Here is a 26,703-nt window from a genome sequence, read left to right as displayed (position 1 = left end):
ACCGTGTGAATGTTCCTGAAATGGGGCTTGTGCAGGATAGTATGGGCGGTTACCATTTTGCGGTGAAGAAGCGTGATTCTGGAAATCGGATTGAAAGTAGTGGTTTTAGTAAAGATAAAAGCACGGAAAAAAATTATTTTGAGGGAACATTAAAAGGAAATAAAATTGATTTAACAGGTGTTAAAATAGAGGAAATTTTATACACCAAAAGGTCTCCAGTAGAAACTGCTAGACTAAGAAAGAAATTCAATCATTCTGTTAGGAAGAGATATCTTAAAGAATTTGCAAATGACCAGTCAAGAGTTCAATACCTTAGAAAGGCTGGGTTAAATGACTAGGACATCGCAAGAATGAAGGATGGATTAAATCCAAAAGGATGGCAAGTACACCATAATCTTCCTTTAGATGATGGAGGAACAAATGATTTTTCTAACTTGGTTTTAATAAAAAATGATCCTTATCATAAAGCTATAACCAATGAACAAAATTCGCTCACAAGGAATTTATCTCCTGGTGAAACTAAAAAGATAAATTGGCCAATATTAGAGGACGAGGTTTATCCTCCAGAGCCATTTTAAGAAAGGAGAAGAGTATGGGTCATTTTAAAGACTTATTAGCAGAGATTGAAAAAATTGAAAATAAATATGGAAGTTCACTAAGAGATCCGGTATCTGATGAGGAAATTGAAAGAATGAAAGATAAAAATAAAACTATATTGCCTATTCAATATATAAGTTTTTTAAAAACTGTTAATGGATTAGACTTTAATGGATTAGTAATTTATGGAATTGATAAAGCTTTTTTAGATAAGGAAATAGAAGAAGAAATTCATGGCTTTATTGAGACCAATGAACTTTGGCATGAAAATGAGTGGCAAAGAAAATATGTGTTTTTTGGGGATTCAGATGTTGCTTGGTATTGCTATGATTTGGATGAGAAGTTGTATGTAGAACTTGATAAGCCGTCAGGGACATTCATAGAATCATTTGAAGACTTTGGTACAATGATAACCGATGCGCTTGAAGCAGTTATATGACTGACAAACAATATTCATGAAAGCATAATGGGGGTCTGTCCCTCATCGCATTAACGTATTAGAGCAATGAGGGACAGACCCCCTCAATTATTAATTATTAAAAGAGAGTACCCCTATTGGATACCCTCTTTTTTACGAAATCTGTAACTTCTTCTTCTTTTTCCTAAAATCTTTCTATTTTCTTCCCGCAATTTTCGTTGACTATGGTTTTCTCCTACGTGAGCAATTGGCAGGTTTAGACGCCTTCTTGGTGGTTCGTCACTTCGAACAAGAGCTTTTCTACTGTTCTCTTTGGTTGACACCTTCAACACCACCTTCATTTTTACCAGGTTCCTTAACAGCTAGAATGTAAATCATCAGAAGCATATTGATAATGTTACCGTCAATATCTTGAATTTCCGCATTTTCTGCAATGGTTGTTACCCTTGCCATACCAGACTGAAGAGGAAAAAGAAGAACTTTTACAAACAATCAAACATCCGAAGTCAAAAGTATCAAGACTGCTGGATTCTCGTCAAACTTATTTTTCAGCAAAAGACAATATGTTGTTACTTCCTTTGTTTTAGTGGGTGATTTTTGGCTTTTGCCAAAAATCTTCAATATGAAGTGACTTTCGAGCGGTCAAGGGAAGTTCCGACCCGTGCGAGAACAGCTTGTACTCGTGCGAGGACGGCTCGAACTCGTGCGAGAGCAGCTTGTACTCGTGCGAGGACGGCTCGAACTCGTGCGAGAACAGCTTGTACTCGTGCGAGGACGGCTCGAACTCGTGCGAGAGCAGCTTGTACTCGTGCGAGGACGGCTTGAACTCGTGCGAGAGCAGCTTGTACTCGTGCGAGGACGGCTCGAACTCGTGCGAGAACAGCTTGTACTCGTGCGAGAGCAGCTCAAACTCGTGCAAGGAAGGCTTCAACTCGTGCGGGAGCGCCACAAACTCGAGCGAGAACAGCCTCAATTCGTGCGAAAGTAGCGTCAACTTCTGCATGATATACCAATCCATGCTGTTGATTTTCAACTTCAGCCGAAAAACTCCACCTTAAACGAAAGCTCCCGGCACGCGCCGAGAGCCACCATATTAATAAAACCGCTTATACCCTTCAAAATACTGACTCCAGTAAGAACTGTTCACATTCGAAATCGTCACACCGCTCGACCCGGCATGGATGAAGTCACCGCCGCCGAGATAGATGCCCATATGCGAGATACCATTTGCGCCTGCATACGTATTATCAAAGAATACGAGATCGCCGACTTGCGGGTTGTTCACGTATTGGGCGCGGTTGTAATAAGCTGCACTCGACATACGGCTGATGTCTTTGCCGGCTTTGTTGAACGTATAATAGATGAAGCCGCTGCAATCAAACCCAGTGCTCGGGGTATTGCCGCCCCATTGATAACTGACGCCTTGCTGACTTTTGGCAACACTGATCAATTCATCGACATCGTAGCCCACATCAGCCGATCCACTGTTCCCTGAGTTCGTGTTCCCTGAATCCGAACCTGATGAACCTGATCCGGATGAAGCTTCCGAGCCGATGTTCAATTTCTGACCGATCAAGATTAAATTAGATGATAGATTATTCCAGTTTTTCAGTTGGCTGACGGACACGCCTTTTTGGCTGGCAATGCCTGATAAGGTATCACCGGATTGGACGGTGTAAACTTCAGAGGATCCTGTATTTCCGCTGCCGCCTGAGCTCGAGTCGCTACTGCCCGAATCCGAATTACCCGAACTCGACCCGCCATTGCCGGATCCGCTTTTCGACACGACAAACTCGTCTCCCGGGTGAATGAGTGTCGAATCAAGATTATTCCAATCCATTAAATCAGACACGGTCGTATTATGCCTGGCAGCAATTCCGCTTAATGTATCTCCGCTTTTCACGCTGTATGTAGATGCCTGTCCACTGGAACTTCCGGAACTGCCGCTGTTTGAAGAATCGGATGAGCTGCTTGATCCCGACGTTTCCAATACTTGATTCGGATAAATAATGTCCCCTGATAAGTCATTCAACGATTTCAACTGGCCGACACTTGTATCATACTGCTGTGCGATCTTCCATAGTGAGTCACCGCTCTTAACTTTGTATGAAGCTGCTTCTGCATCATCTGCTCCAACTATTGCTGCAGCGATGGCAGCACTTGCGGTTACCGACATAAAAATTTTCTTATTCGCCAATGCAAGATCCCTCCATAATCGTGATGAAATATTTACCATTATACAAGAAAAATGTCGAGATTAATAGATGTCTGATAGTTTTGTAATCTACTTGTAACCTGTCTGTAATATTGTGCGGAAGATTTTGCTGGGCGGCTGTTATTTCATCACACATGAGTTTGAAATCATGTCCCCGAACGCGGAAATATGTTCCTCACCGCTGCTACATGGGCGGGAACTCCGCCAACATGGGCGGAAAATCCCAAACATGGGCCGGAAAACCAAAACATGGGCTGGAAATCCGAAATATGGGCGAGAAAACCCCAAACATGGGCTGGAAATCCGAAATATGGGCGCGAAACCACAAATATGGGCCGGAAAACCGAAACATGGGCTGGAAATCCAAAAAATGGGCGAGAAATCGCAAATATGGGCGCAAACCCCCAAACATGGGCGAGAACTCCGCCAACATGAGTGCGAAACTCCAAACATGGACGCAAGAAAGAAAAAATCGCCCCCACACACCCCACCCAAAAAATAATTTCCTAAAAAATCATCACAAATACCGAATCTATGTTATAATGCCGATTGTAATGTCGAACTAACGCATCTATTTAAACTGCATAAAGCATCAATGGAGGTACTAGAATGGAAGAGACAATATCCCTCAAAGAGATATTTGAGGTTCTGAAAAAACGCATGCTTCTGATTATCTCATTCATTGTGGGAACAGCATTAATCAGCGCAATCATAACATTTTTCTTTATTACCCCGCAGTATGAGTCAAGTTCGCAATTCTTAGTTAATCAGGGCGAACAGCAGGATTCGGAAATGACATCGAATGAATTGAATGTCCAGACGAATGTGGAACTGATCAATACATATAATGTCATTATCCAAAGCCCGGCCATTCTGGAAAATGTCGTCGAGGAACTCAACCTGAATCTCAACACGTCTCAGCTTTCAGATAAAATCACCGTGGAGAGCGCCGAGAATTCCCAGGTTGTTACCGTTACCGCAACAGATCCGGATCCGAACCTGGCCCGTGACATCGCGAATACAACGGTGACAACGTTTCAATCAGAGATTCCGGACATTATGAACGTCGATAATGTCAGCATCTTGTCCGCAGCGGAACTATCACCCAATCCATCACCGGTGAGCCCGCAGCCACTTCTGAACATCGCGATTGCCATCGTGCTTGGCGGCATGCTTGGTGTTGGTCTGGCATTCCTGATTGAGTATCTGGACAACACGATCAAAACAGAATCCGACGTTGAAGACAAACTGGGTGTACCTGTATTAGGGGTTATCAGCCATATTGATGACTCAGACGTCCGCTCGGATGAGGTTCAGTCGGCCGCAAACAGAATGAAACGGGGTGGTTACAGTGGCGCGCAATCGCAAAAAAAATCAATCTAAAAACAGCAAAATCAGGCATCTAATTACGAAAATGAATCCGAGATCACCGATTGCTGAACAATTTCGTACGGTGCGCACCAATTTACAGTTTTCATCGGCAGACCATGAGCTCAAAAGCCTTATGGTTACCTCATCCGGCCCGTCGGAAGGGAAGTCATCCAGTGCGGCAAACCTTGCTGTCGTTTACGCCCAGCAAGGCAAGAAAGTACTGCTCGTCGATTCCGATATGCGTAAACCGACTGTTCATTATACGTTCAGACTGGATAACCTGAGCGGGTTAAGCAATATCCTTGTCGGTGATGCTTCACTTCAGGATACAGTCACATACTCGGATGTCGAAAATCTTGATGTTATTGCATGCGGCCCGATTCCGCCAAATCCATCCGAGCTGCTTGGCTCCAGACGAATGGAACAATTCATCAAGGAAGCGAAAATGGCGTATGATATCATCCTGTTTGATACGCCGCCGGTCCTCGCTGTTACGGATGCGCAAATATTGGCGAATCTATGTGATGGGTCAATGCTCATCGTCCGCAGCAAGCAGACGGAATATGAATCGGCCGAGAAATCGATTGATGTCCTGCAATCATCAACAGCGAAATTTCTCGGGACTGTCCTGAACGGTGTCGAGAAAAAGAAAGCCAACTATTATTATTACTACGGCACGTAAACAAGACGACCAGACTCCTTGCCGACGGGTAAGGAGTCTTGGTATATTGGGAAATAGTACAATAGTCCTATAATACGTTAAGACACTCCGGAATAGGGTATATCGAAGCGGGGAGTGGTATGAATGATTGACATACATTGTCATATATTGCCGGGACTTGATGATGGCCCCAAGCTGCTGAAAAAGACCATCGCAATGGCCAAAAAGGCAGCAGATCAGGGGATAGACACCATTATCGCAACACCGCACCATAACAACGGCAAGTATATAAACGAGCGACAGGACATCCTTGGTGCGACTGACTTTGTCAATGCACAAATCCAGCAGCACGGCATTCCAGTGGATATCGTCCCAGGGCAGGAGATTCATCTCTATGAAGATATCGCGGGTGATCTGAAACGCGGTCTCCTATTGCCGCTGAATCAGTCCAGCAAATATGTTCTGATTGAATTGCCGGAAACACATCTGCCGCCATATACGCACCGCCTCATTTTTGATTTACAACGAGACGGCTACATCCCGGTCCTTGCCCATCCGGAAAGAAACGCGAGCATTGCGGAAAACCCGAATATACTCTATGACCTGGTAAAAAACGGCGCTGCGGTACAGGCAGATGCAGCTAGCGTGATCGGTACCAATGGGAAAAAGGTGAAAAAACTGACACAGCAACTGCTCGACGCTAATATGGTACATATCATTGCTTCAAACGCCCATGATGCGAAGACGATTCATTTAGCCAAAGCTTACCGGTCACTTGAGGCAACGATGTCCGATATGTTCATAGAAAACAGTGGGTATATATTCCATGACAAGCCCATTGCAAAAGAAATGCCCGAACGCATCAGAAAATCCCGGGTTCGCAAGTTTTTTTAGTTAGACTGTAAAACACCTTCGAATTTTGTTATAATACGGCTAGTTAAAGCTTTTTTCGACAGGACGTGACGCGATTGATTGATATACATTGTCATATTTTACCGGGGATCGATGATGGTGCCGGGACAATCACAGACAGCCTCGCAATGGCACAAACCGCCGCACAGCAGGGGATTCATACGATTGTGGCCACACCGCATCACCGGAATGGCGTCTTTAATAACCTAAAAAACGATATCATCAGCTACACCCATGACCTGAATGAACAGTTGAAAGAAGAGAATATACCTGTTACCATCCTTCCCGGACAAGAAACACGGATCAATGGGGATATGGTTGGTGACATTGAAAACGGTGATCTGGCGGCACTCAACGATACCAAATATCTGTTTGTTGAGTTCTCGTCCAGCCACGTGCCAAGGTATGCCAAACAAATGCTGTTTGATATTCAGGTGGCCGGTTACATACCTGTGATTGTACACCCCGAGCGGAATTCCGCTATTAGTCAGCACCCATCCATGCTTTATGAATTTGTGCAAAAGGGTGCATTAACGCAGGTGACCGCGGCAAGCCTTAATGGCAATTTCGGGAAAAACATCCAGAAATTCTCCCACCAGCTTGTTGAAGCGAATCTGACACATTTTCTCGCCTCTGATGCGCATAACACAACAACACGGGGATTTGTGATGGATGAAGCATTCCAGGAACTGAGTGACCAGCATGGCAATGAGATGACATATCTGTTCATGGAAAATGCACAATTACTCATTAACGGCCAGAACGTCAACAAAGATGAACCACAGCAGGTTAAAAAGAAGAAATTTCTCGGGTTATTTTAGAATTCTCGCCGGATGTAGACCATAAGCTGTATCCGGCGTTTCCTTATTTTCAGGGTATACATAAATCTGCATAAGCTGTCGTGTATACTTAGGTTATCGATGAAAAAGGGGGCTGTGGACGTTGATAAAGCTGTTGCTCGCAGAAGACCAACGCCTGTTTTTGGAAGGTGTGCAGGCACTGATTGATACACAGGACGATATGGAAGTGATTGCGACCGCATCAAACGGCGATCAGGCAGTGGAGCTGGTCAGCGAATTGCGGCCTGATATCGTTCTGATGGATATTCATATGCCTGAGCTGGACGGAATCAAAGCAACAGCGCGAATCAAGGAGTCATACCCCAGGGTTAAAGTCATCATGCTCACAACCAGTATTAATGAAGACCTGGCCATCAGAGGCATCAGTGTCGGGGCAGATGGTTTCCTGGTTAAGGAACTGTTTCCGGACACATTATACCAGGCGATTCGGGATGCCTACCGCGGGCAGGTTGTTCTCTCAGGTGACGTTGCCTCGATTCTGGCACGCCGCATTCGCGAGCTGTCAATGGACAAAAGTGCCATTCTCGGCATCCGGCTGGAAAATCGGGGAATTCATCTGACAAAACGCGAACAGGAAATAGCCTACCTGCTCATGGAACGCCAATCAAACAGACAAATTGCCGATAAATTACGCCTCGGTGAAGGCACGATTAAAAATTACATCAGCGAAATTTATCAAAAACTCGGGATTCACAACCGAGGGCAGGTTATCGATTATTTGCATAAAATTTACAGGAATTAGGAGAAAGTGACTTTTTTCTTTGTTTTTCACTTAAAATATGACTAAGACTTTAGTATGATTTCTCGTGTGGAACAAAATGTGACAGTAAATTTAATATCATAGTAACAGTCAGTTAATAATCACTTGTTATAGTCTAGGGAAGAGAAAAAATCATGATTGCTTCAGGAGGGAGTGATATCATTGACATACCGAACACGACTCACGCTGCTCGTTCTGCTCGACTCCATCATTGTCAGTACAGCCATTTTTATTGCATCATGGGTTGTCTATCCATACACGGAAGTGCTGGAGCTTAACGCCATTATTATCAGCGCCATTGCATTATTAATCTTTCATCATTTATTTGCTTCCGTTTACAAGCTGTACAACAAAGTCTGGGCATATGCGAGTGTTGGTGAGCTGCTGGCGATTGTGAAAGCTATCACGCTATCCATTATATCGGCAGGGATTGTGCAATTTTTAGTGAATGATTTTTCCATTTACAATCGCGCGCTGGTTGTCACGTGGTTATTACATATTATCCTGATCGGCGGATCGCGCTTCGCCTGGCGCATTTATCGTGATCATTATATCGCCAACACGGATAAGAAAAAACGAACCCTGATTGTCGGGGCAGGTGCTGCAGGTGCCATGATTGCCCGCCAGCTGAAAAATGAACAGGAAAACGCCGAGCTGAACCCGATGGCGTTTGTCGATGACGATTTAACCAAACAAAAAATGCAGATCTATGATATTCCCGTTTTAGGCAAGGTAAGAGATATCCCAACAATTGCCGAACAGGAAAGTATCGAGCATATCGTAATTGCCGTTCCGTCGCTCGCCAATGGTCAATTGAAAAAAATCGTGGATTACTGCAACCAGACAAACACCAAAGTGCAGATGATCCCGAAAATCGAGGATCTCATGACCGGGAAAGTCTCGGTCAGCAGCCTGAAAAATGTCGAGGTCGAGGACTTGCTCGGACGTGCCCCGGTTAAATTGGATATTGACTCGATATCGGAATACGTCACCGGCAGTACGGTCATGGTCACCGGTGCCGGCGGATCAATCGGTTCGGAATTGTGCCGTCAGTTGATGACATTCACACCCGGTCGGATTCTGCTCGTCGGTCACGGCGAGTTCAGCATTTATCAAATTGATATGGAATTGAAGAAGGAATACGGTGATACCGACATCGAGATTATCCCGGTCATCGGTGATGTAAAGGACCGCCATCGCATGTTCGAAATTGTCGAAACGTATCAGCCGGCGATCATCTATCATGCGGCCGCACATAAGCATGTGCCACTTATGGAATTCAACCCGCATGAAGCGGTCAAAAACAACGTCATCGGCACGAAAAACGTTGCCGAAGCAGCTGATACATACGGTGCCGAAAAGTTCGTACTTGTTTCATCCGATAAAGCCGTCAGACCGACAAACGTGATGGGAGCCACCAAACGACTCGCGGAAATGGTCGTTCAGGACTTGGCCAAACGCAGCAAGACCAAATTCGTCGCGGTCCGATTCGGCAACGTCCTCGGCAGCCGCGGCAGTGTCATCCCATTGTTCAAAAAGCAAATCGAACAGGGCGGCCCGGTCACGGTTACCGATCCGGAAATGACACGCTATTTCATGACAATCCCGGAAGCATCCCGGCTTGTCATCCAGGCCGGCACATTGGCTAAAGGTGGCGAAATCTTCGTGCTTGATATGGGTGAGCCGGTCAAAATTGTCGACCTCGCCCGCAACCTTATTAAACTATCAGGTAATTCCGAAGAAGACATCGGCATTGAATTTAGCGGCAAACGGCCTGGTGAAAAAATGTATGAGGAACTGCTCAGTGATGAAGAAGTCCATCCCGGGGAAGTGTATGAGAAGATTTATGTGGGACGGACAGTTGAGGTGGATGCATCACTTATCATGGATTTAATAGATAAGCTCAATAAAACGGATCCGGACCATTTAAAAGATGATATAATGAAAATTGTTTATACGGAACAAACCTTGCTAACAGCACAAGGGTCATAAAGAAAAAACTAGAGGGGGCTATACGATGACAACAGTCAAAAAAGCAATCATTCCGGCAGCAGGCCTGGGAACACGCTTCCTGCCGGTAACCAAAGCAATGCCGAAAGAAATGTTGCCGATTGTTGATAAACCGACGATCCAATACATCGTTGAGGAAGCCGTTAACTCAGGCATTGAAGATATCATTATCGTAACAGGGAAACATAAGCGTGCAATTGAAGACCATTTCGATAACAACTTCGAGCTGGAAGAAAATCTCATGAAAAAAGAAAAGTTCGAACTGCTGGAAAAAGTGAATCAGACATCTAATGTCGATATTCACTACATTCGGCAAAAAGAACAGCTAGGCCTCGGCCATGCCGTCTGGTGCGCACGGAAATTCATAGGCGATGATCCATTTGCCGTGCTCTTGGGTGACGATATCGTTGAATCCGAAACACCCGGTTTAAGACAACTCATTCAGCAATTTGAAGAAACCGAGCGATCCGTTGTCGGCGTCCAGCAAGTGCCGCATGAAGAAACAAAACGCTATGGTATTGTCGATCCAAGCACAATAGAAGGCAGACGCTACAAAGTCGACCACTTTGTCGAAAAACCTGCACAAGGTGAAGCACCATCAAACTTGGCCATTATGGGTCGCTATATCCTGACACCGGAAATCTTCAAACATCTTGACAAGCATGAAATCGGTGCAGGCGGCGAAATCCAATTAACTGACGCCATTCAAATGTTGAATCAGGATCAGGATGTTTATGCGTATGACTTTGAAGGTAAACGTTATGACGTTGGTGAGAAGTATGGCTTTATCAAAACGACTTTGGAATATGCTATGAAAGATCCGGATATTGGTCAGGATGTAACAGCGTTGGTTGAGGAACTGGCTGCTAAACAGGGTGTTAAGAATTAATTCTATCAATATATGGCAGGTGTTGGGCTTAAAAGCCTGGCACATTGCCTTGTATTCTATTAATTATTGTTTAGTGGTTTAGCAGTTGGTTGGATGCACACATATTAAAAACACTTCCATGGTAAGGAAGAAGCTTAGTAAATTATTTGAAATCCAGTTAAGTTCTAATCCACTAACCATCTAGGAGCGTCATAATATGTATTTAAAACTAAAGCGCCTAACCGATATTATACTGTCTTTAATCGGTCTAATAGTATTATTACCTGTTTACTTGATTCTTGTGATTGGCATCAAGTTGGATTCCAAGGGTCCGGTACTTTTCAGGCAAAAACGGGTTGGCATTAACAAAACGCACTTCAATCTACTAAAATTCCGGACGATGCGGATTGATACACCAAAGGACACACCGACCCATCTACTGAGAGATCCGGACCAGTATATAACAAAAATGGGTAAATTTTTGAGAAAAACATCGCTTGATGAACTGCCGCAGATTTTTAATATCCTTGGCGGCAGCATGAGCATTATTGGTCCCCGCCCGGCATTGTGGAATCAATATGACTTGATCGCTGAAAGGGACAAATACAGGGTCAACGATGTTCTACCAGGTTTAACTGGATGGGCACAAATTAAAGGCCGTGATGAGCTCCCGATTGATGTAAAAGCCCAGCTTGATGGTGAGTATGTACAAAATATCGGTTTTAAGTTCGATGTAAAATGTTTCTTTGGGACGTTTATTAGTGTTATCAAAAGTGATGGCGTTGTGGAAGGCGGAACAGGTGCACAAACCAAAGAAGAGGCAGCAAGTGAGAAGGAGTACTCAAAATGAAGAAAGCCTATTTAACGATAGATCTTGAAGAGTGGTATCATTTGGACTACTTGAAAGACTATGAAGTTGATAAACATAAAGCAAAAACAGTTCCTGAAATTTTTACGTTTTTAGATATGTTAGATGACTTGGGAATTAAAGCAACATTTTTTGTTGTGGGTGAAATAGCTGAAGAATATGCAGATATTATTAGGGAAATCCGAGATAGAGGACATGAGATAGGATGTCATGGCTTAGACCACGATCTCTTATATAATAAAACAGACGAAGAGTTTAGAGACCAAATAATAAAAGCTAAAAACATCTTGGATAGAATTGTAGGTGAGGATACTGTTAAGGGTTACAGGGCTTCTTGTTTCACAATGAATCGCAGTAAACTAAATCTTCTTAAAGAGTGTGGATATGAATATGATTCCAGTTATATTAGCTTCGCGGAACATCCATTATACGAGGATTTAGATTTGAGCGGTTATGTAAAAAAAGAAGATTTAATATACCAGAACGATGACTTTTTAGAATTTGAAGTACCAACTTATCAAATTGGAAAGTACAATATTCCAATTTCAGGCGGTGGATACTTACGGTTATTTCCATACCCGGTTATTAAACAATTGATTAAAAATCATTTTAAAAAACAGTCAAGTTTTGTATTCTATTTACATCCTTTTGAGTTAACAGATATACCATTACCGCTATCTTCTAACATACCTCGAAAGGATAAATTTAGAGCAACTGTAGGAAGAAAAGGTAATTTAAAAAAACTAAATAAACTATTACGTTTTTTGAAAAATGAAGGGGTTAATTTTAAACCCCTTGGAGCCGAACTATAGTGCAAAAGTAAAGAGGGATATAATGGGTTATGTTTTAGTAACAGGCAGTAACGGTTTTATTGGTTCCAAATTAGTAGATGCAATGTTGAATAAGGGGTATAAAGTATTGGGCATATCAACAAGTGATAGTATCAAAAAAGGAAGTGAAAATTATAAACATATTAAAATGAACATCACCCATCCTCTCTCTGTAGAAAGTCTTTTTGACACTTATGATATAGAAGCTGTTATTCACTTAGCAGCTATTGCGCATTTGAAAAACCGAAAAAAAATCAGTTGGAATGAATTTTATAGGGTAAACGCCTTAGCCAGTAAATGTTTGTTTGAAGCCGCCATTAACTCTGGTGCCAATATCTTTTTTGCCAGTACTGTTGATGTATATGGAGATAAACAATCAAAGTATATAACGGAAGAAAGTAAACCTGAGCCCATTTCAGATTACGCTCATTCTAAGCAATTAGCTGAACAAACATTAATTGAAAAAGCGAATTTACATTCTACAAATTGCACAATAGCAAGGTTTGCGCCCGTATATGACAAAGGATATATGAAAGATGCATACAAAAGAATCTATATAAGCCATCCTAATATAGCTTTTAGGGTTGGCAAAGGAAAGGACTATCACTTTGTATCTGTTAATAATGTTATAGATTTCATTTTGAAATGGTTGTCATCACGTGAAGAGATATCCGGAATTTATAATGTAGTTGATTCTGAATATATTAATACAATTGATTTTATCGAACTAGAAAAACAAATTGGCAATGTAAAAAAAGTCTTTTATATTCCAAACCAACTTTTTTCGATTATTAAACCTTTGTTAAAGTTGATAAACCTTATTATAAATAACGAGAAAGTATCTAAGATAAGTTTAAATATACACAAATTAACCAACCCTCCAAGATATTCACTTAAAAGGATGAGTTCAATTCTCAGCCCTAAGTGGAATCTGGAAAACACAGTATATAATGAACAAAAATAGATAGCTATTATGTTTGGTTGTAGGTGAACCTAAATGCAAAAAGTTTTAGTAACAGATTGCGAATCACGGAAGGCATTATGCGCTGTCAGAAGTCTTGGCAAACAAGGCTTTCATGTGATAGCCGGGTCGGATAAAAAAATTAATATGTCAAGATCCAGTAAATATTGTGCATCATTTGTTCACCTTCCAAATCCAATAGATGAAAAAGACATTTTTTTAGAAGAGCTGGAAAGCGTTATTGATGCATATGAAATTGATGTCGTTATGCCGATGGAAGACGAAACAGTCGGCTTAATAATATCTAACATTGAAGTTCTAAACAATACAAAGACATTGCTTCCTGAATACGACTCTTTTATGATCGCGAGAGATAAAGGTAAGACTATGAAAAATGCGATTGAGCATGGAATAACTTGTCCTACGACTTATTTTCTTAACGATATTAACGAGTTGCAAGAGATAATCTCTCATATAGAATATCCAGCAATTATAAAGCCAAGATTAAGTTCTGGATCTCGGGGAATCGCTTATGTTGAAAACAGTGAACAACTAAATTCAAAATACAAAGAAATACATGAAGATTATCCTTTGCCAATTGTACAACGATACATCACAGGTGAATTTGACAAGATTCAAGTGTTAGTTATATTAGATCAGAACCACGAATTGAAAGCTGCTTGTACATACCAGGGAATCAGAGAATTCCCGGTAGAAGGTGGCCCTGTTACATTATGGAAGACAATTTCACTACCTGAAATTGAAAATAAAACAATTGAATTCATGAAAAAAATAAGATGGACTGGTTTTGCTGAAGTTGAATTTATAGTAGATCAACGTACAGGGGAATATTTTTTAATGGAAATAAACCCACGGTTTTCTGCAAACATTGCGTTAGCTGTCCAACTTGGTACTGACTTTCCAAATGTCTTTGCAAAGTTGGCTTTAAATAAAAAGATCGACTTATTAAAGAACAATAAATTTGAAGAATATTGTCAGTGGTTGATTCCAGGAGATATATTAAATTTTGTGTTTAATAAAGATAGATTTGAACAAGAGATAGGTTACTTTTTAAAAAAACCAACTAATATTCATTATGCCATATTTTCAAAAGATGATTTCAAGCCTATAGTCGCTAATGTTTTTTCTCTAATTTTAAATACATTTGGTAATATAAAAAATCTGAAAGCAAAACTATCATCCAGTAAGAGATGAAAAATACAAGGGGATTCGGATTATGCAAAAAGTGTTTGAGCAGGGTGATATAAGTTTTTATGAATATACTCCTACTATTTTTAAACCATTTTATGTGAATTTGGAACCTTTGACGTTGAAGAGGAGGCTCAGACTTTTAATGGCATATTTTTCTGGTTTCAAGGTTTTTTACTTAAAATACCAAGGAGAATATGCTGGCTATTGCTTAGTACAAAGTGGCAGGGATAATAGGTATAAATTCGCTTCAAAAAAAGATATAATGGTCGGTCCGTATTTTATTTGTGAGGGGTATAGAGGAAAGAAACTTTCGGTAACGTTACTTGAATTTATTTTAAAACGCTCGAATTTGGAATTTGCTAATGCTTATGATTATATACAGAAAGACAATATTCCCAGTATAAAAGCTTCTGAGGCAGTGGGGTTTAAGTATTTTAGTGATGCAAACTTATCTCGATATGTAAGATCTATAATACTCTGTGATTCCGGTCAAGGTGATTTTGTAATATATAAATATACTAAGCGATAATGTAGAATGAAGCTGATTTGGAGAGGGTTTATAAATATGACAAAAACAAAAGAACCAAAGCTATTGTTTGTGTCTGCTTCAGGAGGGCATCTGGAACAATTGCTTATGTTAAAACCTTTGATGCAAAAGTATTCAAGCGTGGTTGTTACTGAAAAAACAGAGATTAACAACAATGATATAGACTACTTTATGCTACAGGCTGGTGCTAAACAAAAACCTGTTTTGCTAAGATGTTTATACCTGATTATAGTCTTTTATTTACCTAAAGAAAGGCTACTCATATATAAGCACGGGTGGAATTATAGGAGTCCATGACTGTCAAAGATTACTAAATCAAAAATTATATTTATAGAGACCTTTGCTAGAATGCATGATACAACAAGAACTGGTCGTTTTATGTACAAACATGCTGATTTATTTATCGTTCAATGGGAAAGTTTATTAAAGTTCTATCCTGGGGCAGTTTATGGGGGGAGTATCTATTGATTTTTGTTTGTTTAGGCACGAAAAGGTTTCCAGTTTGATAGGGCTCCTTAAGGAGATAGATTTACTATCAGGATGGCAAATAAATGATAATGTCTTAGCAGATTGGGCATCAACATACGTTTCCACAATACTTTGAATATAAAAATTTTATGCCTGCTGATAAGTATGATCATGCAGTTAATAACGCAAGCCTTGTTATTACACATGGTGGAACAGGAGCAATTATAAAAGCTCTTAAAGCCCATAAGCAGGTTGTAGCCATTCCAAGAAGAGAAAAATATGGGGAACACTCAGATGATCATCAGTTACAAATTGTAGATTTTTTTTCGGGAAATGGTTATGTAATAAAAGTTGACGATGTAAGTGAATTAGAAGGTTCTATTCAAAGCCTGTTTGAAAATCCCATTAAGAAAAGATTTAAAGGAAAAGGAAATATAATTGAGATTATTGATGATTTTATAAAGATATAAATAATTCATTGAAAGGTGTTGTAAATGAAAAAGGTAAGTATTATATTACCTGTCTTTAATATGGGTTCTACGTTATCGGATTGCATAGAATCTTATTAGAACAAACTTACCCAAAAGAAATTCTGATTATTGATGACGGCGTCGTTGATATACAGTGGATGTATGCCAGAGATATAAGCGGTATTAGTATAAATAAAGTCATTTCATACTGAAATAATGGCTCTGGGCCTGCAAGAAATATTGTATAAATGAGGCTTCAGGGGATTATGGCATTTTTCATGGACGCTGATGATATACTAGAACTGAAGCAGTTAAATATTATGGATACTGCGATGGAACAAAATCTGATTAGTATGTTTGGTTTGCCTTATAGAAGATGGGTTCGAAGATTAAGCTAATAAATACCAAGCAATACGACAACATACACCGGGAAGTATATACGTAAAAACTACCACCTTTTTTTTGATGCTAATTTTAAATGGGGAATACAGGGGGCACCTTGGAATAAACTTTTTAATTTAAAAGTAATAAAAGATAACTCTATATATTTTCCGGACTTAAAACGACATCAAGACGAAGTTTTTATTTTCTAGATATGTAGATAGTACTAAAGTACGCTTTAATTATACGTACTATACACTCATTTTATTATGATATGGAGCAATAAGTGGCGGAAATTTCAATTACATATCGATATTAGTAAAGCATTATATAAATATCGGCTTTGATTATTTTAAATGGAATAAAACTAATCAAAAGTTGTTATCGTTAATTTACATTGAGTACATTTATAATACAATTAAAGCTTTTGATAAAATATTTAGTCCTGAAGTGGATATGAACAGAAAACAACGGTTAGATTGGATCAAAAAAGAGGCAGAATTAATTCCTGTGAAATAGGAGTTATTATAAACGAAATTATAAATATGAAATATGCAGGTAAGGGATTTTTCTATTTTTAGTAAAACGAAATCACTATAATATGATTTATATAATGATAAGAGGTAGAATTTTAATGGAGTCAAAATTCAGTCGGGTAGTAGGCTTATTAAAACGAAAAACATTTAGTAAATTACAAACGAAGTAAAATTGATAGTTATAAAGAGAATTAAATCTTAGTTTTTGTTGTTAATATCTTCGACATACCTATGGTATCTCTATCTCTATCTGCTTTTTGAAAAGCAGTAGTACCCTTTCATAGACATTTTGTGATTCTATAGTTAAGAAGAATAGAATTACCATGTTGCATAAAATTTTTACAGTGAAACAATTTAGGGCTACTTACTGTCCTCGCTTTCTACTGTTCGGAAGAAACGTGAAACAAAACTATGAAGTTCTAAAGAAACTGAATTTATAGAAGGAGAATATTAGTTGACTATCAATGAAATATTGGATGTTATCGTAAAAAGAAAAATAAATGAACTAAATACCAAAGGATACATTCCCGGAGGCAATAATGGGCCTTATTATGATAATGAAACACCGGTTAGAAATACAGCACATTTTATTACAACTCTTTATTATTATTACTTAAGAGACCAAAATCCAGTATATCTAGATGCAATCAATAAATGTGGAGATTATTTGCTGTCTAAAGAAGTACGCCCCTTTGACAAAACGGTTTATTGTAGACAAGATAAAAATAAAGATTTATCCAATGGCGTTATTGGACCAGCTTGGGTTATTGAAGGCTTAGTTTCAGCATTTAAGGCTTCAGGTGAGAGAAAATATATAGATTTAGCAAAAAAACTCTTTTTGATGACTCCATTTGATAAAGAATACAAAATGTGGGAAATAATGGACATTGATGGAAAGAAAAAAGGTTTTGATTTGACTTTCAATCATCAATTATGGTTTGCTGCTGCAGGAGTTCAAGTTCTATCTGTTGAAAATGACCTAGAAATAAGAATAAGATGTAAAGCTTTTTTAAATAATATTGATGAACATATAAAATCATACTCTAATGGGTTAATAAAACATTATATTAATTATGGTAATTTTAATGAAAATTTAAAGGATAAAATCTACAAATTGTTAAAACAGAAAGCAAACCAAATAAGGTTGTATTACAAGGAGAATGGTTATCATTTATTTAATATATATGCGTTTGCATTAATCAAAGATCACGGTTTTGAAATAGATTATTTTAATAGTAAACGTTTTAAAAAGCAAGTTCAATATTGTTTTGATAAAAAGCTTTATAAGTGGTTGTTACGTAAGAGTATACGTTTCGATGGTAATAAAATGCCTCATGTTAAAAATAATCATTTTAATATTTATGGTTTTTCATATAATGCACCAGGGTTTGAATTACCTTATATTTATAAAGTGTTTGAGAACATTATTGGGAATAAAAAGGATTTTGTAAATTTAATTGTAAACAAACAAATCGATCTTACTTATAATGAAAAGGACTTTACGTTTAATAAGAATAATGAAGACTCTATTACCCTTGAATCAAGGATGTACGAATATACTAGGTTTTTAATAAACAAGTGAATCAATATTATTATGATCTATTGATACTACGTTTAAATATAGACATCTCAGAGAGAAATTGTATATAAAAATTGTCAAAGTTAATACAAGAGTAACCCAATGAGAGCACCAAAAAGCATATTTTCTATCGAAAACATTTGCCTTGTTCATTGGTCTAAAGAGATTAGTCGAGGATTGAAAGGAGCGGTTTTTTGCAAAAAGTTATATCAATAATCATTCCAGTTTATAATGATGCTGAAGCAATAGAAGATACTTTATTGAGAATTAAAAAAAACAAAATTGATAACTATACAAAGGAAGTAATTGTAGTCGATAATGGATCGACTGATGAAACCGTTGAAATTGTCAAACGGTATAATGATGTCAAACTCTTATTTGAATATAATTATTTAAATAGCCCATACTCAGCAAGAAATAGAGGAATAGAAGTAAGTAATGGTGATATAATAGTTTTGTTAGATTCTACTTGTCGTCCTTCGGTCAATTGGTTATCTAATGGTGTAGATACACTAACCAAAAAGAATGCAGACATTATAGCAGGTAATGTTTTATTTGATTTTCAAGGTAAGAAATCTGCTGGAAAAATTTATGATTCTTTAACTAATATAAATATGAAAGAATCAGTTGAACGTGGAGTTGCAAAAACCGCAAATTTATTCATTAGAAAAGAAGTATTTAATAAAGTTGGTATGTTTGTTGAAGGTGTCCGTTCAGGGGCAGATGTAAGATGGACCAGAAAAGCTACTAGAAGTGATTGTGAACTTGCATATAGTGAAAAGGCAATAGTTTATAAAATTGCAAGAACATCCATAGAGTTAATAAAAAAACAATGGAGGGTTGGTTTAGGACAACCCGAAATTTGGCTGGAAGAAGATAACTTTTTAAATTATAGAAGATATTTTAGTATATCAAGGATTATGCCACCAAATCTTAAAACAATAATAAAAAAAATATCTATTCATGGAACACAAAAAATGAAAAAATACTTAATACAAATAATGCTTGTAGGGTATTTCAGTAAGTTAACAATGTTAGCAGCAAATTTAATTGGCTTGCGAAGAGTGAGAAGCAATAAAAATAACACTTAAGTGCATTATATTTGTTTATCAGGTGTTTTTGGTTTTAAGTTGTTAAATTTATGCAACAACTCTTGTTGGAACGCTTCTTATGTTCCTTTATAAATAGCAAATTCCTTAGTTTGCTGTTAATTTTTAATGACAATACTTTTTAATTCTTTATTAGATGTTTTTTTAAAAGTATTTTTATATAGATGTTGGAGAGATGAAAAAGTTCAAAAACTGATCAAGGATGGTCAATACTCCTAACCAAATCTTCTCAACGGCGCTTATGATAAATAAAGGAAAGTCATTAAATTTAGGAAGTAACTAACCAAACATTGTAAAGCCCAGCGATGAGTCCAAAAGCTAACAACCTGCCAATTAAAAAAGCTGCGTCTGGATGAACTTGTGTACTTGTAGATACTATGAACGCAATCTATTTAGACTTGTATATATTAAAAAACTAATAATGTACAGAGGGAACTTTATGATATATGAACGAATTAGAATAAAACAGGTTTTTTTACTAATATTGTTAACTGGTCTATTTTTCTTTAGTAATTTAATATCCTTAGACTTGTATAACTTGCATGAAAAAGTAGAGGACGGCTGGATTGTAATGCTAATCATATCGTTGATAGTATTGCCCTTTACTATTATCTACAAATATAACTTGACTAAAAAGAAATTAATTTTACTTTTCCTTTGGGAATTATTCATTTCTTCGGTATTAATTTCTAAACTATTAAACAACGAATTTGTGCAGATTGAATTCCTTTTTTATTTGATAATAGTTCCGCTGGTCTTTTTTAATAAAGGAATTATGGAATACAAGAACACTTTTTTAGCTGCTGCAGTCCTCTCAGTTCTTCCGTTGCTTACGATTCTTCAGCCATGGAATCGCTTGGCTATATTAATTAGTGTGATTTCTATAACATTGATTGGATTTATTATATTAAAGAATCCGTTTATTAAAACAACTTATCTGATTGGATTACTTCTTATAATATTTATAACAACTCATAGAACTTCATTATTAACATTTTTAATTATAGTATCGGCAACTTTATTATTAAGAGTGTTTGCTAGAAAAACCTCTTCTTTTGTTGATTTATTAAAACGGCTTGTAGTAACGGGTGTAATTATAGGTGTCGCCTTTATTTTATACGATAACATATTTAATGCTTTTTTATATAAAAGAGAAATTAGTGGAGTTGTGGATTTAAACTCAATATCTGCAGGAAGAGTGGATATGTGGGTTGAAACTCTTAAGAATGGGATTACGTTGTTTGGAAATGGAGAAGCCTATTTCACTAATACATTTGACTTATACCATGCACACAATATTATCGTTCAAATTACTGGAGCATATGGTATTATAAGTCTTATCTTGTTTTTGTTATTAATAGGCTTTTTATTTAAAGAGGTATATCGAAATAGAGATAAACATAAGTATATTTATTTTTTCTCCGCATATTTTTTAATAGGGATGACAGAATATATATTGTTTATAAACACTTATTTCATTTATCCGTCTATCTTGTTCTTTGCGTTTATGGGAACCTTAATTAACGAGGAAACTCAACCACGTAAAAATCCAAAGGTGGAGTATACTAACTAATTAATAATGAATGAAAGAATACCGAATTTATAGTAGGCATTCAAAGCTGTTTATAAAAGAGAGGAGATATGAGAAATGAAAATTGGCTTTGTTAGTACTTGGTTTGAAAGGGGCGCAGCTTATGTAACAAAACAATACATGGAACTTTTAAAAGATGATCACGATGTTTTTGTGTACGCTCGCGGAGGTGAACAATATGGAAAAAATGATCCGAATTGGGATTTTTCTTACGTTACTTGGAGTCCACAATTATTAAATAGTAATATAAATTTTAATCATTTCAAAAAATGGATTAAAAAAAATAAAATTGATACTATTTTTTTTAATGAACAAAAAGAAATAGAAATTGTAATTAAACTTAAACGGCACTTACCTCATATTAAAATAGGTAGTTATATAGATTATTATAAAGATAATACGGTTAAAGAATTTTATTTGTATGATTTTTTGATTTGTAACACTAAGCGCCATTATAGTGTGTTTAAAGACCATCCTCAATCTTTTTATGTCCCTTGGGGAACCGATACCGATTTATTTTTGCCAAGTGAAAGTCCAAATCAAGTATTAACTTTTTATCATTCTGCTGGAATGTCAAATCGCAAGGGAACAACTTTTGTCGTGGATGCGTTTATAAATGGAAAAATATATGAAAGTGCAAAATTGATTATACACACTCAAAAAGACTTTGAAAAAAACTTTAGTTACAGTATAGAAAACTTGAAACTATATAATATAGAAGTTATTGAAAAAACAGTTACTGCACCTGGGTTATATTATTTAGGTGATGTTTATGTCTATCCAACAATGTTAGATGGACTGGGCTTAACAATGTATGAAGCATTAGCATCAGGATTACCAGTGATTACAACTGACCACCCTCCCATGAATGAAGTAATCAATAATAATGTTGGTTATTTGGTAAATATAGATTATTTCCGGAGTAGAAGTGATGGATATTATTGGCCGTTATCCATCGCTAAAGAAGAATCATTAATCGAGGCCATGCAATTTTATATTAATAATCAACATGAATTAAATAATATTAAAAACAAAGCTAGGAAAGAAGCGTTAGTTAAATGGAAATGGCAGGATAGAAAAAAAACTATAAAAAATATATTTGAGAATACGGAAATTGTAGTAAAAAATCCAACAGAAAACTTTATATCCAAAAAAGGTAGACTTGAAAAGCTAAAACAGAAAATTGGATCATCCTATATATATAGTATTTTCAACAGGCTAAGACTTTAAAAATTATATCAAAGAAGGGTATCAATGAAAGATAACTTAATCAAGAAGTTTTTGAAATTCTCATACGGTAGTTGGGCTGGATTAATTTTAGGCTTGCTAACTACGATGGTAACAACAAGGATTCTACCACCAGATGCTTTTGGCCAATTCTCCATGTTTGATTTGTTTTTAAAAGTCGGAATGATACTGACTGTCTTTGGGACAGATCAAGCCTTCATAAGGTTTTTTTATGAAGAAGAGCCTGAAAAACGTGGGGCGTTGTTATATAATTCTTTAAGGGTACCGATTTTAACGACAGTGCTTATGATAGTAATTACGTTAATCTTTTATAAACCGATCACCAACTTTATGATAGGTGATGCCGATTTTAGTTTTGCTATCGTATTTATAATAGGAATTATTGCGCAGTTGCTGTTTAGATACGCTCAATTGGTTATACGTATGCAGCAAAAAGGAAATCTGTACTCTTTACTGCAAATCCTTCAAAGGGTATTTAATTTACTATTTATTTTTATAGTGTTTTTTATTATAGGTTCATCCTTTAAAGTATTGGTTTTTTCGAAGGTTATGACATTTATTATTCTTGTAGTGGTTGGCATTTATTTTGGAAGACAGTTTTGGAATCCTAAAAATTTAAAAGTAAAGAATGTCAAACATTCACAATCAGAAGTTATACGTTTTGGTACTCCATTTGTATTCACTATTTTTATCACATGGCTATTAGAATCCTTTGATAAGATTGCTATTCGTCAGTGGGCTGATTTCGATGAATTGGGACTATATGCTGCTGCTATGAGATTAGTAGCTTTAGTAATGGTATTAAGACAAACCTTCTCAACATTTTGGACACCTGTGGCATATGAAAAATTTGAAAACAAACCGGATGATCGAGATTTTTTTCGCTACATATCAACTGCAGTCGCTTTTGTAATGTTTCTGGTAGCAATTTTAAGTATTGCCGGTAAAGATATTATTGTTATTTTATTAGGCGGAGAGTACAAAGAAGCTGCATCAATTATGCCTTTTCTCGTATTTATGCCTATTTTTTACACAATCTCGGAAACAACAGTTATGGGGATTAATTTTTATAAAAAAACACAATGGCATTTAGTAATAGCGGGAATTGCTTGTGGTGTAAATATACTTGGTAATTGGCTTTTGGTACCGGAGTTTGGAGCTATTGGAGCTTCATTTTCGACAGCATTTTCATATATTATTTTCTTTAGTTTAAGAACCCAAATCTCATTAAAATACTTTAAAGTTAAGTATCCGCTATTTAAAATATATTTTATGGTTTTGGTTGTTATGGCATATGCTGTTTATTCAATACTCATTACAGATTTTTGGGTAAATATTTTAATGGCTATAGTACCACTAATTATTTTAATAGTAGTTTTCTATAAAGACTTAGTTTATATTTTCCAAAATCGTAAAGAATTATTAGGTTAAATGGTCAGGAGTGAAGACTAATTGAAGAAAGCAGTTTTATTTATTTTTATGTCCCTCCTTTGTACGAGTACTGTGACTTACGCAGATAATTCGCAGACATTTGGACCGGAGGAATGGTCTGAATATCGTCTAAACTCTTATAATAATCCAGTTTATAACAGTAATTTTAGTGAACAGATAAAGACAGCTTTGAAGTCTGGAGATGAAATCAGATCCACTCCGGTTATCATCAACAACACAGCTTATATCGGTAATCATAATAGTGGTGAAATATTTGCATATGACATAAAAACAAAAGAACTAAAATGGAAAAATAAAGCGCCAAATTGGATCCATTCAGAAATCATTTTTGCTAAAAACCAGTTATTTGTTGGTTATGGTAATCGTTTTATGAAAAATGATGAAATAAGGGGTACAGAAGAGAGTGGCTTGCTCAGTTTGGATCCAGAAACTGGCGAAATTCTTTGGAACTTTGAAACAAAAGGTGAAGTGATGCCAACACCAGCTTATTATAAAGACACTGTGTATATAACGACTGGTGATCGTCACTTGTATGGTGTGAACCCTCTATCTGGTAAAGAAGAATGGTCTTTAAAACTTAATGGTGTTGTGAGCATGTCCGCGCCAAACATACACAATGGTGTTCTTTACGTAGGTAGTGCCTTACCATCTTCTTTCCAGGCTGTGGATTTAGAGAATAAAGAGGTTTTGTGGAAAAAGGAGTTTCCTGATATAGATAAGGGAATCGATGATGTTCCACCTGTTGTGCTAGGTGATTTAGTGTTTACAACTGGCGTTACAAAGTCAAGTAAAGATGTGCCTTTACGCCAAACATATGAAAGTGACGGGCTACTGGAAACGTATAAAGCAGGGGTTAAGAAATCAATCGGTAATTTAATTAATAAACCACCTGAGAAGCTTCATAATCATAAAGTGTTTGCTATGGACATTAATACTGGGGAAGTTGTTTGGGAGACCTCACTAGGAGAAGGAGAAATGGTTCCTAACAATAAATCCGGTGCGCCTATGATTTATGATGGTAAAGTTTTTGTTGGGAGTCCTATCACTAAGGGATTCTACGCATTGAATGCCAAAACCGGGGAAACATTGTGGAATAAAGAAGCAAATATTAATAAGGCACCCCCCGTTGCAGATAATAATATTGTCTATTTTACCGATACAAAAGGTCTAGTTTATGCATTTGATACAGAATCGGGTGAACTGAAAGGTAAAAAATTATTAGGAGGCAAGCTTGCACCATCCGGTCCCATACTGATGAACGATCACCTGATAGTGGGAAGTCAGGATAGCAATGCTTACATTTTGCCAACAACAGAAATATTGCAGTCTAATGATTCAATAGATAGTGAAGAAAAAAATGCAAGTGATTTCTTGTTTGTAATGCTAGTTTATATTGTTCCGATACTAATAGTCTTAGGCATAATGGCAGTTGTATTCTTGGGGGTTCGGAAATTAAGGGCGAAGTAACAATATTTGAAGGTGGGATATAAGTGTCAAGACGGATTAAAGTAATGACAGTTTTTGGGACAAGACCGGAGGCAATAAAAATGTCTCCACTTGTCTTGGAACTGGATAAACGAACGGATGAATTTGAATCAATCGTCACGGTTACTGCACAACACCGTGAAATGCTCGACCAAGTCCTGAATATTTTTGATATAGCGCCCGATTACGATTTAAACATTATGAAAGCCAATCAAACATTGGCTGACATAACAAATCGCACCTTGGATGGTCTTGATAAAATTATGAAAGAAACACAACCTGATATTGTGCTCGTTCATGGTGATACAACAACAACCTTTGCTGCTTCCCTGGCTGCGGTTTATAATCAAGTTGCATTAGGGCATGTTGAAGCGGGCCTGCGCACATGGGATAAATACTCACCTTATCCTGAGGAAATGAATAGGCAATTGACTGGTGTCATGGCAGATTTGCACTTTGCCCCGACAGATAAAGCTAAACAAAACCTTTTAAAAGAAAACAAGTTAGAAAGCAGTGTATATATTACTGGAAATACAGCCATTGATGCACTGAAAACAACAGTTTCTGATAAGTATTCAAGTCCGGTTCTTGATGCTTTAGGGGATAAACGTTTAGTTTTGATGACGGCACATCGCCGTGAAAACTTAGGCAAAAATATGAACCAGATGTTCCACGCTGTTAAACGACTAACCGACGAACACGATGATGTCCAAGTAATCTATCCGGTTCATTTAAACCCAGTCGTCCAGCAAACAGCAAATGAAATATTAGGAAACAATGACAAAGTGCAATTGATCGAACCCCTGGATGTTGTTGATTTTCATAACTTTGCGGCCAACGCTCATCTTATTTTAACGGATTCCGGTGGAGTTCAAGAAGAAGCGCCTTCTTTAGGTGTCCCGGTCCTGGTATTGCGCGATACAACAGAGCGGCCTGAAGGTGTAGATGCTGGAACATTGAAATTAGCCGGAACAGATGAAAATAAGATATTTCAACTAGCTAATGAATTACTATCAGATGATGAAGCATATGAAAAAATGGCCAAAGCCTCCAATCCATACGGGGATGGAGAAGCCTCAAGAAGAATAGCAGATGCCATTACTCAGTATTTTAAATAGATTATGGAGATAGGTGAAGGGAAAACAATCAAACGGAAAAGAGTATGAAAATGGACAAGTAGTTCCATACAAATGAATTCATACAGTCATTTGTACAACATCCCGTCAACCGGCTCGCGTTTCTTTACCGTTTTAGTCAAAACAATATTTTCTCCCGCTCTTTCTCTTACTTTCGG

28 protein-coding genes are annotated in these 26,703 nt (G+C 37.4%); 25 read left to right on the top strand and 3 right to left on the bottom strand.

Annotated features, from left to right (window positions below):
• Positions 1 to 5 precede the first annotated feature (5 nt).
• Genes Len3610_RS21025 through Len3610_RS12610 form a run of 3 tightly spaced genes read left to right on the top strand, consistent with a single transcriptional unit; the run spans position 6 to position 1,036 of the window.
• Positions 6 to 338, top strand: a complete 333-nt coding sequence (locus Len3610_RS21025) for a hypothetical protein (RefSeq protein WP_255259598.1) — start codon at positions 6 to 8, stop codon at positions 336 to 338.
• A 12-nt stretch (positions 339 to 350) separates the two neighbouring features.
• Positions 351 to 578, top strand: coding sequence for an HNH endonuclease (locus Len3610_RS21020; protein ID WP_255259597.1), 228 nt, complete (start codon positions 351 to 353; stop codon positions 576 to 578).
• Between the two features lie 14 nt (positions 579 to 592).
• Entirely contained in the window at positions 593 to 1,036 is a 444-nt protein-coding gene (locus tag Len3610_RS12610) for a YrhA family protein (protein WP_176448260.1), read from the top strand.
• 279 nt (positions 1,037 to 1,315) lie between these two features.
• Here the strand turns inward: Len3610_RS12610 and Len3610_RS12605 are convergent, their stop codons facing one another.
• The 3 genes from Len3610_RS12605 to Len3610_RS12595 all read right to left on the bottom strand — a co-directional run bounded on the left by Len3610_RS12605 (position 1,316) and on the right by Len3610_RS12595 (position 3,212).
• Positions 1,316 to 1,507: a hypothetical protein gene (locus tag Len3610_RS12605; RefSeq protein WP_176448259.1), complete on the bottom strand. Its 192-nt coding sequence runs from the start codon at positions 1,505 to 1,507 to the stop codon at positions 1,316 to 1,318.
• 91 nt (positions 1,508 to 1,598) lie between these two features.
• Positions 1,599 to 2,018 (bottom strand): hypothetical protein, encoded by a 420-nt coding sequence (locus Len3610_RS12600; RefSeq protein WP_176448258.1) that lies wholly within the window; start codon positions 2,016 to 2,018, stop codon positions 1,599 to 1,601.
• Between the two features lie 90 nt (positions 2,019 to 2,108).
• On the bottom strand, positions 2,109 to 3,212 hold the full coding sequence (locus Len3610_RS12595; RefSeq protein ID WP_176448257.1) for a LysM peptidoglycan-binding domain-containing protein: 1,104 nt from the start codon (positions 3,210 to 3,212) through the stop codon (positions 2,109 to 2,111).
• A 627-nt stretch (positions 3,213 to 3,839) separates the two neighbouring features.
• On the opposite strand from Len3610_RS12595, the gene Len3610_RS12590 reads away from it, so the two are divergent.
• From Len3610_RS12590 to wecB, 22 genes are all read left to right on the top strand, one after another.
• On the top strand, positions 3,840 to 4,613 hold the full coding sequence (locus Len3610_RS12590; RefSeq protein ID WP_176448256.1) for a YveK family protein: 774 nt from the start codon (positions 3,840 to 3,842) through the stop codon (positions 4,611 to 4,613).
• Positions 4,582 to 5,283, top strand: coding sequence for a CpsD/CapB family tyrosine-protein kinase (locus Len3610_RS12585; protein ID WP_303699671.1), 702 nt, complete (start codon positions 4,582 to 4,584; stop codon positions 5,281 to 5,283). The genes Len3610_RS12590 and Len3610_RS12585 overlap by 32 nt, the downstream gene beginning before the upstream one ends.
• A 123-nt stretch (positions 5,284 to 5,406) precedes the next feature.
• On the top strand, positions 5,407 to 6,156 hold the full coding sequence (locus Len3610_RS12580; protein ID WP_176448255.1) for a tyrosine-protein phosphatase: 750 nt from the start codon (positions 5,407 to 5,409) through the stop codon (positions 6,154 to 6,156).
• Positions 6,157 to 6,230: 74 nt separating this feature from the next.
• Positions 6,231 to 6,995: a tyrosine-protein phosphatase gene (locus tag Len3610_RS12575; protein ID WP_176448254.1), complete on the top strand. Its 765-nt coding sequence runs from the start codon at positions 6,231 to 6,233 to the stop codon at positions 6,993 to 6,995.
• 121 nt (positions 6,996 to 7,116) lie between these two features.
• A complete protein-coding gene (locus tag Len3610_RS12570) occupies positions 7,117 to 7,776 on the top strand; it encodes a response regulator transcription factor (protein ID WP_176448253.1) in 660 nt (219 codons plus the stop codon).
• Between the two features lie 180 nt (positions 7,777 to 7,956).
• On the top strand, positions 7,957 to 9,786 hold the full coding sequence (locus Len3610_RS12565; protein ID WP_176448252.1) for a polysaccharide biosynthesis protein: 1,830 nt from the start codon (positions 7,957 to 7,959) through the stop codon (positions 9,784 to 9,786).
• A 25-nt stretch (positions 9,787 to 9,811) separates the two neighbouring features.
• Positions 9,812 to 10,693, top strand: a complete 882-nt coding sequence (galU, locus tag Len3610_RS12560; RefSeq protein WP_176448251.1) for a UTP--glucose-1-phosphate uridylyltransferase GalU — start codon at positions 9,812 to 9,814, stop codon at positions 10,691 to 10,693.
• A 196-nt stretch (positions 10,694 to 10,889) separates the two neighbouring features.
• On the top strand, positions 10,890 to 11,522 hold the full coding sequence (locus tag Len3610_RS12555; protein ID WP_176448250.1) for a sugar transferase: 633 nt from the start codon (positions 10,890 to 10,892) through the stop codon (positions 11,520 to 11,522).
• The gene (locus tag Len3610_RS12550) at positions 11,519 to 12,352 is read left to right on the top strand and encodes a polysaccharide deacetylase family protein (protein ID WP_176448249.1); all 834 of its coding nucleotides are present in this window, start codon (positions 11,519 to 11,521) and stop codon (positions 12,350 to 12,352) included. Before Len3610_RS12555 ends, Len3610_RS12550 begins: the two co-directional genes overlap by 4 nt.
• Positions 12,353 to 12,374: 22 nt before the next feature.
• Positions 12,375 to 13,334 carry an NAD-dependent epimerase/dehydratase family protein gene (locus Len3610_RS12545; protein WP_176448248.1) on the top strand — a complete coding sequence of 320 codons (960 nt, stop codon included), beginning with the start codon at positions 12,375 to 12,377 and terminating at the stop codon, positions 13,332 to 13,334.
• Positions 13,335 to 13,367: 33 nt separating this feature from the next.
• Positions 13,368 to 14,546 (top strand): carboxylate--amine ligase, encoded by a 1,179-nt coding sequence (locus Len3610_RS12540; protein WP_176448247.1) that lies wholly within the window; start codon positions 13,368 to 13,370, stop codon positions 14,544 to 14,546.
• A gap of 22 nt (positions 14,547 to 14,568) precedes the next feature.
• Positions 14,569 to 15,072 (top strand): hypothetical protein, encoded by a 504-nt coding sequence (locus Len3610_RS12535; RefSeq protein ID WP_176448246.1) that lies wholly within the window; start codon positions 14,569 to 14,571, stop codon positions 15,070 to 15,072.
• A gap of 36 nt (positions 15,073 to 15,108) precedes the next feature.
• On the top strand, positions 15,109 to 15,387 hold the full coding sequence (locus tag Len3610_RS12530; protein WP_176448245.1) for a cell division protein FtsA: 279 nt from the start codon (positions 15,109 to 15,111) through the stop codon (positions 15,385 to 15,387).
• On the top strand, positions 15,388 to 15,558 hold the full coding sequence (locus Len3610_RS21835; RefSeq protein WP_369693693.1) for a hypothetical protein: 171 nt from the start codon (positions 15,388 to 15,390) through the stop codon (positions 15,556 to 15,558).
• Between the two features lie 149 nt (positions 15,559 to 15,707).
• Entirely contained in the window at positions 15,708 to 16,028 is a 321-nt protein-coding gene (locus Len3610_RS12520; protein ID WP_176448243.1) for a glycosyltransferase, read from the top strand.
• A gap of 1,371 nt (positions 16,029 to 17,399) precedes the next feature.
• A complete protein-coding gene (locus Len3610_RS12510; protein ID WP_176448242.1) occupies positions 17,400 to 18,527 on the top strand; it encodes a glycoside hydrolase family protein in 1,128 nt (375 codons plus the stop codon).
• Between the two features lie 191 nt (positions 18,528 to 18,718).
• Entirely contained in the window at positions 18,719 to 19,615 is an 897-nt protein-coding gene (locus Len3610_RS12505) for a glycosyltransferase family 2 protein (RefSeq protein WP_176448241.1), read from the top strand.
• Between the two features lie 457 nt (positions 19,616 to 20,072).
• Positions 20,073 to 21,206, top strand: coding sequence for an O-antigen ligase family protein (locus Len3610_RS12500; protein ID WP_176448240.1), 1,134 nt, complete (start codon positions 20,073 to 20,075; stop codon positions 21,204 to 21,206).
• 75 nt (positions 21,207 to 21,281) lie between these two features.
• On the top strand, positions 21,282 to 22,454 hold the full coding sequence (locus tag Len3610_RS12495; protein ID WP_176448239.1) for a glycosyltransferase family 4 protein: 1,173 nt from the start codon (positions 21,282 to 21,284) through the stop codon (positions 22,452 to 22,454).
• Positions 22,455 to 22,478: 24 nt separating this feature from the next.
• Positions 22,479 to 23,903, top strand: a complete 1,425-nt coding sequence (locus tag Len3610_RS12490; protein ID WP_176448238.1) for a lipopolysaccharide biosynthesis protein — start codon at positions 22,479 to 22,481, stop codon at positions 23,901 to 23,903.
• Between the two features lie 21 nt (positions 23,904 to 23,924).
• Positions 23,925 to 25,391, top strand: a complete 1,467-nt coding sequence (locus Len3610_RS12485; RefSeq protein WP_255259596.1) for an outer membrane protein assembly factor BamB family protein — start codon at positions 23,925 to 23,927, stop codon at positions 25,389 to 25,391.
• Between the two features lie 23 nt (positions 25,392 to 25,414).
• On the top strand, positions 25,415 to 26,527 hold the full coding sequence (gene wecB / locus Len3610_RS12480) for a non-hydrolyzing UDP-N-acetylglucosamine 2-epimerase (protein ID WP_176448237.1): 1,113 nt from the start codon (positions 25,415 to 25,417) through the stop codon (positions 26,525 to 26,527).
• Positions 26,528 to 26,703 lie beyond the last annotated feature (176 nt).

It is taken from the genome of Lentibacillus sp. CBA3610, assembly GCF_013373365.1.
GTDB lineage: Bacteria > Bacillota > Bacilli > Bacillales > Amphibacillaceae > Lentibacillus.
The sequence above is the reverse complement of the archived record's forward strand: the minus strand, read 5'-3'. Positions and strand labels throughout refer to the sequence as shown.